The sequence below is a fragment of the Paenibacillus sp. J23TS9 genome (assembly GCF_018403225.1).
Lineage (GTDB): Bacteria > Bacillota > Bacilli > Paenibacillales > Paenibacillaceae > Paenibacillus_AQ.
The window spans coordinates 536351-549809 of the sequence record NZ_BOSG01000003.1 but is presented as its reverse complement, the minus strand read 5'-3'; the positions used below and the strand labels follow the sequence as shown (position 1 = coordinate 549809).

14 protein-coding genes are annotated in these 13459 nt (G+C 45.3%); 11 read left to right on the top strand and 3 right to left on the bottom strand.

Translation table 11 applies throughout. The annotated features are described in order from the left end of the window. Positions 1 to 9: 9 nt before the first annotated feature. Positions 10 to 462 carry a MarR family winged helix-turn-helix transcriptional regulator gene (locus KJS65_RS20925; RefSeq protein ID WP_213651779.1) on the bottom strand — a complete coding sequence of 151 codons (453 nt, stop codon included), beginning with the start codon at positions 460 to 462 and terminating at the stop codon, positions 10 to 12. Positions 463 to 611: 149 nt separating this feature from the next. Between KJS65_RS20925 and KJS65_RS20920 the strand changes: the two genes are divergently transcribed. The 6 genes from KJS65_RS20920 to KJS65_RS20895 all read left to right on the top strand — a co-directional run bounded on the left by KJS65_RS20920 (position 612) and on the right by KJS65_RS20895 (position 5500). Further along, the gene (locus tag KJS65_RS20920; protein WP_213651778.1) at positions 612 to 1364 is read left to right on the top strand and encodes an SDR family oxidoreductase; all 753 of its coding nucleotides are present in this window, start codon (positions 612 to 614) and stop codon (positions 1362 to 1364) included. A 93-nt stretch (positions 1365 to 1457) separates the two neighbouring features. Further along, positions 1458 to 2429 carry an aldo/keto reductase gene (locus KJS65_RS20915; protein ID WP_213651777.1) on the top strand — a complete coding sequence of 324 codons (972 nt, stop codon included), beginning with the start codon at positions 1458 to 1460 and terminating at the stop codon, positions 2427 to 2429. A gap of 172 nt (positions 2430 to 2601) precedes the next feature. Then, positions 2602 to 3171, top strand: coding sequence for a TetR/AcrR family transcriptional regulator (locus KJS65_RS20910; protein ID WP_213651776.1), 570 nt, complete (start codon positions 2602 to 2604; stop codon positions 3169 to 3171). Positions 3172 to 3289: 118 nt separating this feature from the next. Beyond that, entirely contained in the window at positions 3290 to 4411 is a 1122-nt protein-coding gene (locus KJS65_RS20905; protein WP_213651775.1) for an ABC transporter permease, read from the top strand. Further along, entirely contained in the window at positions 4411 to 5106 is a 696-nt protein-coding gene (locus KJS65_RS20900) for an ABC transporter ATP-binding protein (protein ID WP_213651774.1), read from the top strand. The genes KJS65_RS20905 and KJS65_RS20900 overlap by 1 nt, the downstream gene beginning before the upstream one ends. A gap of 67 nt (positions 5107 to 5173) precedes the next feature. Further along, a complete protein-coding gene (locus KJS65_RS20895) occupies positions 5174 to 5500 on the top strand; it encodes a heme oxygenase (protein ID WP_213651773.1) in 327 nt (108 codons plus the stop codon). A gap of 362 nt (positions 5501 to 5862) precedes the next feature. On the opposite strand, the gene KJS65_RS20890 is transcribed toward KJS65_RS20895, so the two are convergent. Next, complete coding sequence (locus tag KJS65_RS20890; RefSeq protein WP_213651772.1) at positions 5863 to 6732, bottom strand: helix-turn-helix transcriptional regulator; 870 nt, start codon at positions 6730 to 6732, stop codon at positions 5863 to 5865. 85 nt (positions 6733 to 6817) lie between these two features. Between KJS65_RS20890 and KJS65_RS20885 the strand changes: the two genes are divergently transcribed. The 4 genes from KJS65_RS20885 (at position 6818) to KJS65_RS20870 (ending at position 12045) form a co-directional block, all read left to right on the top strand. After that, positions 6818 to 7540 carry a DUF4386 domain-containing protein gene (locus KJS65_RS20885; protein ID WP_213651771.1) on the top strand — a complete coding sequence of 241 codons (723 nt, stop codon included), beginning with the start codon at positions 6818 to 6820 and terminating at the stop codon, positions 7538 to 7540. 294 nt (positions 7541 to 7834) lie between these two features. Then, positions 7835 to 8698 (top strand): helix-turn-helix domain-containing protein, encoded by an 864-nt coding sequence (locus KJS65_RS20880; RefSeq protein ID WP_280531344.1) that lies wholly within the window; start codon positions 7835 to 7837, stop codon positions 8696 to 8698. Positions 8699 to 8763: 65 nt separating this feature from the next. Beyond that, positions 8764 to 9864, top strand: a complete 1101-nt coding sequence (locus KJS65_RS20875) for a phosphotransferase enzyme family protein (protein ID WP_213651769.1) — start codon at positions 8764 to 8766, stop codon at positions 9862 to 9864. A 483-nt stretch (positions 9865 to 10347) separates the two neighbouring features. Then, the gene (locus tag KJS65_RS20870; protein ID WP_213651768.1) at positions 10348 to 12045 is read left to right on the top strand and encodes a M3 family oligoendopeptidase; all 1698 of its coding nucleotides are present in this window, start codon (positions 10348 to 10350) and stop codon (positions 12043 to 12045) included. A gap of 385 nt (positions 12046 to 12430) precedes the next feature. On the opposite strand, the gene KJS65_RS20865 is transcribed toward KJS65_RS20870, so the two are convergent. After that, positions 12431 to 12904, bottom strand: coding sequence for an SRPBCC family protein (locus KJS65_RS20865; protein WP_213651767.1), 474 nt, complete (start codon positions 12902 to 12904; stop codon positions 12431 to 12433). 112 nt (positions 12905 to 13016) lie between these two features. Between KJS65_RS20865 and KJS65_RS20860 the strand changes: the two genes are divergently transcribed. After that, positions 13017 to 13430 (top strand): winged helix-turn-helix transcriptional regulator, encoded by a 414-nt coding sequence (locus tag KJS65_RS20860; RefSeq protein WP_213651766.1) that lies wholly within the window; start codon positions 13017 to 13019, stop codon positions 13428 to 13430. Positions 13431 to 13459: the final 29 nt, after the last annotated feature.

Sequence of the window (13459 nt, the reverse complement as noted above, 5' to 3'; positions counted from 1 at the left end):
AACGAGGCTTTATCGGAGGCTAGGGTCGCTTTTTGTTCTTTCTGCCAGCTTCGTAATCGATTCAATGTCTTGATCGGTTAATTGATCCAGAAAATATTTGCGTATTGCCATTGAGACGATGGGTAGGGCCTCATCCAAAGCTGCTTTTCCGGCAGAAGTGATGATGACCTGGACACCACGGTCTGCGTCTAATGGACTCCTTATAACATGGCCCCGTTTTTCCATCCGCGTCAAATGATGTGATAATCTGCTCTTATCCCAGTTCATCGAGTCGGCTAGTTCCTGTTGGCGAAGCTTGCCATCTCCGAATTGGACTAACCGATCTAGTATTCCAAAGTCTCCTTCTGAGAGCCCTGTTTGTTCAGAAAGCTCCTTAACAACGCGACCGAAGATTCGCTTAAAGGAGCCTTTCCACATATTCCATATTTGCATTTCATCTTCGCTTACTTTATTGATATCCATGCAAGTATAATATCATGGTTGACACATCAACCACAAGATGTTAGTCTACATTCAAGTTGACATGTCAACCTGCTGAGGAACTGACGAGTTCTAAGTTGATGTATTAACCTGCATCGAGCAGGAAATCCCCACTAAAGGAGTTGTTTCTTATGCAGGATAAACCCGTGGCTTTGGTCACCGGAGCCAATAAAGGAATCGGTCTTCAAATCGCGAAAGATCTCACGGCGCACGGCTTCACTGTACTTGTCGGCTCGCGCAATCTCGAGAAAGGGGAGACGGCCGCGAAGAGCGTCGGAGCGGATGCCCGCGCCCTCCAACTCGACGTTACAAATCAAGATTCCATCTCCGCCGCGGCAGAGCGCATCCGGAGCGAGCTCGGTCGTCTCGATGTGCTCGTGAACAATGCGGGCATATCGCACCAAGGTCAGCCGGGCAGGCCTCTTGAGGAGGTCGGGAAGTCGGGGCGCCCAAGCGTAGCCTCTCTAGAAGAGGTGCGAGCGGTGTTCGAGACGAATGTGTTCGGCGTCATTGCCGTCACGCAAGCGATGCTGCCGCTCCTTCGTGATGCGCCGGCAGCGCGTATCGTCAACGTATCAAGCGGTTCGGGCTCATTGACGTTGAACGCAGATCCGACTAGTTCGCATCGTGAGATGTTTGGCGCCGTTTACAGCCCTTCGAAGACGGCTCTCAATGCGATTACGCTCGCCTTCGCCATTGAACTCGAGTCGACAGGCATTAAGGTCAATGCGGTATGCCCGGGCTTCACCGCGACGTATCTCAACAACTTTGAGGGCACGGGCACCGTAGAGCAAGCCGCGCGGCATCCTGTGCGCCTTGCACTCCTCGACGAGGACGGTCCGACGGGCACATTCTCAAACGAAAGATGCCAACTCCCGTGGTAATGTAGCCTCGAGTAGCACTGGCTCACCGAGATATGTGTAGACAACCTGAAGGCTTGAATGCCTTCCCAATTTCCTTAAGGAGTGTGCAATCAAATGGAATATGTAAAACTTGGACGCAGCGGGTTAGAGGTCTCAAAGTTAAGCCTTGGAACCATGAGCTTCGGAGTACCTGAACGCGGCAATACCCCATGGTCTCTGGATGAGGAGCAAAGTAGACCGATTATTAAGAAGGCACTCGAATCGGGCATCAACTTTTTCAGCACCGCCAACATGTATTCCGACGGAACAAGCGAAGAAATTCTCGGACGTGCCTTAAAGGACTTCGCTCATCGTGACGAAGTCGTCATAGCAACAAAGGTATTTGTTCCAATGCGCAAAGGTCCGAATGCTATGGGACTTTCCCGTAAAGCTATCATGACCGAAGTTGATAACAGTCTAAGACGACTCGGAACAGACTATGTCGATTTGTACCAGATACATCGGTGGGATCCTAATACGCCGATTGAGGAGACCATGGAGGCTCTTCACGATTTAGTTAAGGCGGGCAAGGCCAGATACATCGGTGCATCCTCGATGCTGGCATGGCAGTTTGCGAAAGCTCAACATGTCGCAGAGCGCAACGGCTGGACACGGTTCATTTCCATGGAGAATAGATTAAACCTGCTCTATCGGGAAGAAGAACGAGAAATGCTCCCCCTTTGCAGAGACGAGGAAGTTGGCGTCACTCCTTACCTGCCTTTGGCTGCAGGCCGGTTAACCCGGGATTGGAGTGAGCAGACCGTGCGATCAGAGAAGGACCAGGTAGCAAAGGCCATATTTAGTAAGACGGAAGAGGCAGATCGCAAAGTCGCGGAAAGAGTTGCGGAAGTTGCTGCTAACCGGGGAATTTCGCGCGCACAAGTTGCACTTGCATGGTTGCTGCAAAAAGAAGAGGTCACCGCGCCGATTATGGGTTCGACCAAAATCAGCCATCTGGAAGATGCAGTTTCGGCGTTGTCGGTTAAATTGACTTCTGAAGAAATTACCCGTTTAGAAGAACTGTATATTCCACATCCATTCGTATAAATTTGACGTAAGTAAGGCGTGCATCTGCTAATCATGCAAAGCCTGATTCTTATATGTTCAATTCTATGGAAAGAACTCTTCATGCTATTTCTCATGAAGAGTTCTTTCGCTTTTGTGGCGATATTTTTGTTACAATGTAGACTACGGCTAGCAATTAGGGACGGTGATTAACATGGGAAGAAAGCAGGCTTTTACAAAATCAGAGTTGCTTGATCAAACCAAGAGAGTGCTTCTCGAATACGGTTATGAGGGGTTTCAACTTAAGTTATTATCCAAGAGCCTGGTTGGGGCAAGGAGCACAATTTACCAATATTATGCCAACAAAGAAGAGATCGTTGCTGCATGTATGAAACGGTCCATGGAAAATGTATTACAGAAGGCGTCGGCTATTGATGAAACGGATTGCATGACTGCTCTTCAACATCTGCTGGATGTATATCTGGAGGAAGCTAATCTCCATCAATTGCTTGGATATGCTCATAAAATAAATAAAGCCAATTCTGCGGCTGCGGCCCATGATCTTGAATTTGTTGAGCAAGCGCATGTGACTTTAAAAAATCAACTGGAGCGATTGTTTGCTCGTGCTCAGGAAGAGGGACACTTGAATACAAGCATCCCACTTCCTGCCATTATAGGTGTATTTTTTAACCTGATTGAAACTCCCAATATGATGAATATTCCTACTCCTCAGTGGAGCAAGCTATTGTACCAAATGTGGCTAGGAGGAGTAGGAAGACGATAAGGAGCACAAATATATTTGACACGCGTGTCATATAAAACATATAATGAATACGTTCCGGACGAGAGGCGATTAATTTGACACGCGTGTCATTTATTTGTGCCGAGGGGAGAAATAGTATATGTTTTTGGCTTTAAAGGAATTGAGACACAGCAAGACAAGGTTCTTGATGATTGCTATCATTTTTGTACTTATTTCTTGGCTGGTGTTTATATTGTCGGGTTTGGGGAATGGGTTATCTACGCTTGCGGCTTCGACGTTTAAGACGATGAAGGCTGATTATGTGGTTTTCGAACAAGGGTCGAAGGCTTCAATGAGTAAGTCTTTATTGTCTAATGATTTGTCAGCTAAATTAGCAGAGATGCCGAATGTAAGTGCCGTTTCACCTATGGGAACCATCATGGCATCGGCAATCAAAGGGAGTAGCAAGTTGAATGAGGATAAAGTAGATATAGCGATTATTGGAATTGACCCGGGGAGCTTTCTTGAGCCGGCGATTATTGAAGGCTCGGGGCTGACATCCGATCAGATGACGAAGGTCATTGTCAATGAGACGATGAAAGACGAAGGATTTAAGCTAGGGGACACCTTCCAATTAGATGGCTCGACGGAATCGTTGACAATTGTCGGCTTTGTCAAGAATCAGACGTATAACCACGTAGCAGCTGTATTTACACCTATAGAAGAGTGGCGTAAGCTTGCGTTTGCGGCACCAGGCTCGGACAAGGGAGTCAAGGACCCCGTCAATGCGATTATGCTTCAAGGTAAAGATATAGATCGGAGTACTATAAATGAACAGCTTTCGGGTACCGATACGGTTACCCGTGCGGCAGCGGTACAGGGAATGCCCGGATACAAGGAAGAGAATGGCACAATCATGATGATGCTTGCGTTCCTGCTTGCGATCTCTGCATTCATCATTGGCGTGTTCTTCTATGTATTCACGATGCAGAAATCCAACCAGTTCGGGATTATGAAAGCGATCGGGTCCAAGAATGGATTCTTAGGTAAAGCCGTCGTCTCACAGGTGTTCGTCTTGTCGCTCTCAAGCATTATCGTTGGCATCTTATTGACCTATGGGACAGCGGCAATCATGCCCAAAGGCATGCCGTTCATGCTGGATACGAAGCTGGTGTTCACGTATTCCATTGTATTGCTCGTGATCTCATTGCTTAGTTCATTGGTATCCGTTCGCACGATATCGAAAATTGATCCGCTTACGGCACTTGGGAGGGTTGAGTAATGACTGAAGGCTTGCAAATAACAGCAGCTTCCAAATATTACAACGAAGGATTGAATCGTATTGCAGCATTAGACCGAGTGTCCTTAAAAGTGGAGCCGGGTGAGTTCGTCGCAGTGGTAGGTCCGTCCGGTTCTGGTAAAAGCACCTTCCTATCCGTTGCGGGTGCACTGCTTAAAGCTTCCGAGGGAGAGGTTAAACTAAATGGGAAGGACATATCGAAGCTGTCAGGCAAACAACTATCCGATATCCGATTGCATGAGATTGGTTTCATCATGCAGGCCTCGAATTTGGTTCCGTACCTGAACGTTCTTGATCAGCTGCTTGTCGTGAAGCGGATGTCGGGAAAGGTTCGTGCAGCAGACAAAGCTATGGCTATAAAGTTGCTTGAAGAGCTTGGTCTAGGCACGAAGCTGAAGAGCTACCCGGAGGAGCTGTCCGGGGGCGAGAAGCAGCGGACCGCCATTGCCCGCGCGTTAATTAACGATCCCAATGTCATATTGGCGGATGAACCTACAGCAAGCTTGGATACCAAGCGCGCCCATGAAGTTGTCTCCTTGATTGCCCATGAGGTGAGAACACGCCACAAAGCGGCGATTATGGTCACACATGATGAGCGTCTTCTTACCTACTGCGACAAGGTATACCGGATGGAGGATGGCAAATTATCTCTAGCGGAGCTGGAGTCCGTCCATTAAGGTGTTATTGGAATCCTCTTAATTTTGTGAGCAATTCAAATTTCAAAAAATTAGGGAGATGGTAAGGATGATCGTAGTCACGAACAGAATTAAAGTGAAAAAAGGAATGGGCGCGGTAATGGCACCGAGTTTTACAGCACCAGGCCCGCTAGACACTTCCGAGGGCTTTGTAAAAGTAGAGGTATTGTTGACACAGAACATAACTGAATACGATGAGTTAAATGTAAACATGTATTGGGAGAATATTGATTCCTTTACAGCTTGGAGAAATAGCGATGCCTTTAAATCAGCACACAAACGTCCAGAACCAGGTTCAGAGGCAGCAAATAAAGAATCTCCAATTCTCGGAAGTGAGATCATAACTTATGAAGTGGCATCAGTAAAAAACCGATAGGCTTCATACGGCAGACAGGTTATATAATAAATCCAGTTACTGTGTAAACCGGTACCCATAAACTAGACACTTTGAAAAAGGTGTATAGGCTGTGGGTACTTTTGCTTATGAAGTAGCAACGAGGGGGAAAAATTTTACCGTGAAAGGCTTGGGAAATGCTGAAGGATTTGTGGAATAGTTCTTTTATGATTGGATAGAAGCCAAAACAGGGTGCATCTCGAGAGAGATGCACTTTTTCGTTCTTAAATTACAGCAAGATGTGGAAAGCCCGGGCGAAACCCGTTATGTTATTTTATTTGCAACAGGAATGATCAACTTCGAGCAAAGAAAGGAGCAGGCAGAATGACAAGCGAGCCGCGATCTTACAAATCAGAATCGGTAGGGAGTTTTTTGATAGGCGCATAGATATGGTAGGTCGAATCCAGCTGATGGACGTCATCAAAAGCTTGAATGAGTTCAATATCTATTTCGTCCGTTTCCTGCCTGGAGATTTTTAAAAAACGAGCATAGTCGCTTTTCAGTACATCCCCAATATCAAGAAGGTCACCGCTATAGTTGAACCTGGCACAAAAAATTTGCGGCATATCAACCGTGAAATAATAAGGCTTATCAATTTCAATACGGCTTGGGATCCCGAACAGTACCTTAAACGAAGTTGAATCGGGTTGACAGTTTGAATAAATGACATAACAAGGACCATTGATGGTTCCATCAATATGACTCAACAGCATTTCTGAATGTGCGCGGATCTTCTCCTTGTAATCATCATGGGCTAAATCCACTTCAAAGGCGATCCCACTGATTCGGGTCTCCTTGAATTCGGTCAGGGTGAAATCCGTGACGATATCCCCGTTAATGTTCTTTATAGGTCTCTTCACCACTGTAGGTATAGGGACAGGAGAGATGGTTGTAAGTCCTGTTTTTAAAGAACTTGGAGCTACGCCGTATTGTCGTTTGAAAGCTCGAGTGAATGAGGCTTGCGTACCGAAGCCCATTTGATACGCAATATCGGTTAGAGAGCTGTTTTTGTTTTGAATAAAGGTTAAAGATGCATTCAATCTTCGGGATAGAATGTATTGGTTTAACGAACAGCTCATCATAGCAGAAAACAGCCGATGAAAATAGTATTTAGACATGTTGAAGGTATTGGCAACGGATTCTACGGTTAAGGGCTGTTGTAAATGGCCCTCGATATGGATCAAAGCACGTTCGATAACTTCGTTATGGTCCATAATGACTCCTTATATCACGTTTTGTAGGCAAGTATACCATACGTCCATCAGCAAATATATTGATTATCTTAGGAGGCACAGAAAGATGATGCGAGACCGAAGGAATGCAAGGATACTGGGGATTTTTTATATCCTTGCTGCAGTGACGTCAATCATAGCGGTTGTTTTGTATGGGCCGGTTTTGTCAGAACAATGGCAGATGGCCGTGGCAAATGGATCGGAAACGAAGGTCTTAATCGGTGTATTCAATGACCTCTTGCTTATCGTAACGGCTGTTGGTACAGCAGTCATGCTGTTTCCCTACGTTCGGCATTGGAATGAGCATCTTGCACTCGGGTATCTTTGTTTCCGGTTTATGGAAGCTGTTTTTATTGCGATTGGTATCATAAGTATATTAGGTTTGTTACAACTTAGTTCGTATTATGATACTGCTAACTTAGCTGCTAAGACCAGTTTAGAGCCCATAGGGCTGTTGCTGCAGTCGATTTATCGCTGGACGGCTATGTTGGGTCCAAATTTTATGTTGGGCATCAATACGAGTCTGTATAGTTATTTGCTTTATCGAACAGGCTATGTGCCTAAACCGATAGCGATTTTCGGAATGATTACAGCGGTTATGGTATTTTTAGCTGGTTTGCTGCAAATGTTTGGGATCATCGGACCCTATTCGGCGGTAAAAGGATTGATGGCACTTCCTGTGGGTGTTTACGAGATGAGCTTGGCAGTCTGGTTCATTGTGAAGGGATTTCATGGGGAGAACCTGGCTAAATTGAGAGCAAAAACAGCTTCTTCGTCGTTAGTAAAATAATCAAAAGTTCTTTGATCGGTAGATTAAGAAGGTGATGATGATTCAACTCATAAATTTGAGGGAATTCCTATTGTTCGAATAATTAGAGTGTAAGAGGGTCAGGGGCCAGGAAGATCAATGATTTATAAGAAATTCTAGCCCCTCAATCGGCTTAGATTTTTTTCATATTGCAAGGAACGACAATGATTTCCACCTTGTGGTATGATTTCACTAGTAGCAAATATGTTCCATTTGTAGGAACAAAAAAATACTAGGAGAGTGACATAGGCTATACAACCATACAAACTCCTTTCTTTGCTCCTATCCAGAATAGAAGAAAATGTTTCTGGTACGAGCGAGACAGAATATCTGAACGATCTCCCGATCTCCACTGTTCATTTGCGTCGACTTTTCAAGTTCGCTTTTGGCGTGCCGCTACAAAGCTATATCCGCTCTCGAAAGCTGGCCGTCAGCTTAGAGGATTTGATGCAAACTGAGAAGCGGGTCCTCGACATTGCTATCGAATGCGGTTATGAACATGAGCAAACCTACATACGCGCGTTTAAACGCGAATATGGGCTTACGCCTGGTGAATGTAGAGATTCAGGCAGAAACATTCACGTAACACCTCCTTTTCATCTGTTTCCAAAGAACGATGTTTGCGGGAATATGGTATACGGGCCGGATATGGTCATGATTCCCTCCTTTCATTTAATCGGGCAAATGTATCAAATTGAGATCGCTGTAGCGCCGACAAAAGCACCCGAAGTTGCCAAACAGTTTTGGTGGAACAAGCGGCATAATGTTCCTAATCCAATAGAATCCAATATCTATTACGGTCTAACGAGGACACCTGATCCATCGCTTAGTTGGACGCACTATCTACCGTCTATGCGTGTAATGAATCTGAACGATATTCCAGAGGGCTTTACAGGTGACACAGTCCCTGCTTCTATGTGTGTCGGCTTTCGCTATATTGGGAACCATCATTACGAGGAGATTAGCGAACTACGCGCAGAGGCGCTGTATACTGCCATCGATAAGCTTGCCAAGGAGCACAACGGGAGATATGAGCTTCTGGATAGCGAATTCTTTTTCGAAAAAATCGATACGGATGCTTATGATGGCCAGTATTGTCAAATGGAATGGTTTGCTCCCATCAGAGTGAAGAACGCTTAAAATGACCAAAAAAGTCCATTGAGCTTGCCGCTATTGAGGTATGCTCTTTTTGTATTCATAAATAGATGTTTGTACGAAAAGGAGAGATAGTTATAAACTATAACGAAGTTGTTGCAATCGGAGATACCTATTTACTTGCAGTGGTATCAGAGTTGTTCGGATTAGAAGGCTATGAAATCCAGCGGATTCCGGCACATGATGGAGGGCGAAATGTCGTTTATACCTGTGAAAAAGAGGGCGAGGGCGCTAAAATACTCCGAATCGCTTTCTTACCAGACAGGAGCCGAGAAGATTTCCTAGGCGAAGTGGAATTTGTTCGGTATTTATTTGAGCACGGAGGTAGTGTCTCAAATGTAATCAGCTCCCAAAAGGGGAATCTGCTGGAGGAGATCACCCACAATAACCACATCTTTTTTGTCTGCCTGTTTGAAAAGGCTAAAGGAAAAATGCTTGTAGAAAATAATTATCGGTACCGGGAAGGGGCTCCAATTACCGAATATTATTATAACTGTGGCAAGACCCTGGGAAAACTCCACCAAATATCGAAGGGATATACGCCTGTCGATCGCCGGTATAGCTTTTTTGACAAATACAATGCCGAATATATCGATTCACTGATACCGGGTTCCTTATCTCTGGTTAAGGAGAAAATGGTAGAGCTCCTTGATACCTTACAAGGGTTGGATAGGGACCAGGAGACTTTTGGTATGATCCATTTTGATTACAACGATGGGAATTATTCTATAGATTTTGATACCGGACAAATCACGGTATATGATTTCGATAATTCACGTTTCGGTTGGTACATGTTTGACCTAGCGGGCCTCTGGATACAAGGAGTGGGCTGGATACAATTTGAACCAGACGCCAATAAACGCAAAAAGTTTATGGATGATTATTTTGAGACAGTCCTCGCAGGGTACAGATCCGAGACCAGAATCGAAGATTCGATGTTGGATAAGCTGCCGTTGTTTATCCAAGTAAGCCTCATGGAAAATATTATAGATGCATTCGAGGTCATGCGGAACAACGGCGAAAATCCGGAGTGTGATAGGGAGCTGTCGTATCGCATAAAATGTTTTGAAGACGATATCCCGTTTAAAGGATTTTTCCATGAAATTTATTCATGTGAAGAGCCGTTTGAATATGAGGAACGGAATATTTAGTCTTTTAGTTGTGGCTTTACCCTTCCATCCTATAACCAGATCTGAATCCCATCGAGCAGTAACCGTACCACAAATAAGGGCAAGTTTTTTTGTAATTCCTTTCGGGGCATGAGTTTGTATATATTTGAGTAGGTTTCTTGCAATGGTAACGCTGGAAAGGTACTTAGGGCCAGAAGATCCCGAAAGCATTCAATAGGGCATCTATACTCCGGAAAGGTCCTAAGCAGAAGCATAATAACCTGTTAGAAACGGTACGGAACTAAAGAAGTAGTGCCTGTTTTCTAAAAAGAGGCGGTGCCTTAACGGGCATCGTCTTTTAATTGCCGATATACCAGCAGATGGTTTGTATAAGAAATACACATATTCGAAATCGGTTGGTATGTATTAAATGTATTGAGTTAAGTAACGGGATAAACTTATCGGTCTGTAATTGGTAATATAAGGTATGATGGAATTGAAATTACTAAATGGGAGGGACAAAGCATGTCTGAATTATCTTCTATAAAGTATTATTCCGACGCCGTCAATCTGAATGATCTAGAAGCGCTAGAAGCCAGATTGCAGCAGATGCTCCAACAGGAAATTAAGTCCGTTGCCGATTTGGAGGAATGGCTCGAGGGGGAGAGGAAGTTCCGGGAGGAGATTGAAGAGGCAATGTACGGTCACCAAATCGACTTCTATCGTGATACCACAAATGCTGTCATGCGCGATATTTTTTCACACGATCAAACCGCTGTGCAGCCTATGCTGATGAAATATCAGGCAGAATTGGACAAGAAGTTATTGGACAGTCCGTTTCACGAACAGTTGGACGATAAGAAATACGGCCTGATGCTTAAAGTGCGGCGAACGAAGGCGGAACTATTTCGCGAAGAGAATATTCCGCTTACCGTTCGGGAGCAAGAACTGGTCACCAAGTACAATGAGATCATGGGTGGTTTGAGCATCGAATGGGATGGCGAAACCAAACCTTATTCATTCGTGGAGGGACAATTGGACAGTCCGGATCAAGTAATTCGCGAACGAGCTTGGCGTGCATTGGCCGGTGCTAGGTTACGTGTAAAGCCGCAAATGGATGAACTGATGAACGAATTGGTGAGCCTTCGGCACAAGATGGCTGTCAATGCTGGTTTCGATAATTACCGTGACTACATGTTCACGATGAAGAACCGCGAATATAGCATCCAAGACTGTTATGACTTTCATGATTCTGTAGAGAAACATGTGATCCCCGCATGGGACCGTCTTGCCGGCATCATGCAAGCAAGCCTAGGCATAGAATCTTACCACCCATGGGACAAAGGTCCGTGCTTGATGCAAGGTGCGCCGTTCCAAACGGTTACCGAGTTGATGGACGGCGTGGATCAGATGCTTGGCATGACCGATCCTTATTTCCAGGAAAGATTCCGTCACATGCGCGGGAATGGGCTTCTCGATCTGGAGGTTCGTCACGGAAAAGCGCCCGGCGGGTTTTTAGAATTCCTGCCAGCGACCCAAAACGCATTTATATTTTGTAATTTCAGTCCATCGTTCTTCGCGCTCATTGCGCTGATTCACGAAATGGGCCATGCGGTGAACGCGTATCTGCAGTACGAATCCGGGGAAGGGATTCAAGAGCACCACCTTCGTGCGGAAGTAGCAGAGCTTTACTCACACGGTTTGGAGCTGTTGCTGCTCGACAAGCTTCATATATTCTATACCGATGATAAAGAATGCAAGAATGCACAACGTGAAGAACTTAGCCGCGCCTTCACCATGCTTATCGGGCCCGCCGCAGGCGACTTGTTTCAGCATTGGCTTTACACGAATCCGGATCATACACCGGAAGAGAGGGATGAGAAGTACTTAGAATTAGAAAAACGATTCATCTATCACCCGGTAGATATTACGGGTCTTGAGTCTGAAGTGGCAACCAGGTGGACCGCTGTTACTCACTATTTCGGTTATCCGTTCTACAATATCGAATACTCTATGTCGATGGTGGGAGCTCTGCAGTTATTACAAATCTACCGGGAAGATCCGGCTAGAGCGACGTCGTTATACAAGCAAGGAGCGGGGGCGGATCCCAATCAATCTATAGCCGATATTTATCGCGATACGGGTATTGAATTTGACTTCACGGACCGATGTCTGGCGAAGACCTCCAAATTTGTGATGGGTTTGATTAATGAGCTGCAGTAACAGGCCCAGTTCAAGGTGGTTAATGGGTACAGCCGATAACACCTTCGCTGTATAAAATGAACGCGTGCGGAGGTCACGGCATTAATTGCAAGAATGTTGAAAGTAACGGAGATTATTGATAAGTAATATTGTAGATCAAACAACCTTTGCTGAATTGAAAGTCAGCAAAGGTTGTTTTTATGTTAGAAGCATCCGATTTCTCGCCGATAAACCCGTTACGCTGAACCGTACCACAAATAACGGCAAGTTTTTTGGGAATAAACCAGCAAGAGTCTTTTTTGACTTTTGCTAATACCTTTGCCCGGGCGCTTTCAGGAGAGGCAGCGCAATCTCTTGGAAAAGCCTTGTTGCTAAGCGCCGAGCTTCGGTCTATGGCATGGGGTTTCTAAGAGTTCTCTATACCGTGTTTGTTTGCAATTTGTTCGCTTTGGTTGGGCTGGCCCTTACCCTTGGTGATCAAGTCGCGAAGGCTGCCGCTTATGTAGATGCCCCAGGAGTCCGTACAGACGGCGTAACACTCATACGCGGGAACGAGGCCTACGTGCGTAAATCGAACTTCTGTTTTGCCGTCCTTCTTGGCGATTTCAAAGACAATGTCGGTATCCGTCCACTCGCTCTTGTCCTTTACGAAGTTAAAGTAGTTGTCTGCAATGTGCCAAACAACCTTTTTACCTGGAACAAGCTCGGTGATTTGGATGGTGCAGCGGTGAATATCTTGGTGGTGGTACTTAAATTCACCGAGTTCGTCAGTGGTGCCCTCTATTTCCTCTGACCACCATCCGCGGACATTATTAATAGCGGCATATACCTCTTCAGGGCTCTGGTCTACCTTGAAAAAAGTGCTGTAACTTTGATTCATGCAAGTGATCTCCCCTCGTTAATTGTTAACTACACACCGAGTATAAATCTTGTACTTGCAAAACACAAGTACAAACTTGCAAAATGCAAGCACGAATTGTATAATCATTCTCATGAAAAAGCGATCTTCCACAGTTTGTCCAATCGTATATGCGCTCGACATATGGGGTGATCCCTGGAGCCTAGTCATACTTCGTGACGTCCTTATCCATAACAAGCGGTATTACCGCGAGTTTCTTGCTTCACGCGAGCACATCTCAACTAATATTTTGAGTGCACGGCTCCAATCACTCGTTGAGGCAGGCCTGCTCGTCAAGATAGAAGGAGATACAAACCGCGCACAAACCATGTACCGACCAACACAAAAGGCACTTGACCTGTTTCCGGTCGTTTTTGCCATTATGCACTGGGGCCTGAAATACAACCCCAATACCGATATGACTATTCCGATTATGCAAGAACTAACAACAAACGAAAAAGGGCTGGAGCTGCGCCTTTTGCAGAATTTCGACGATATTACATCATAAAAAAATCGCGACGCAATTCCTACGTTCTT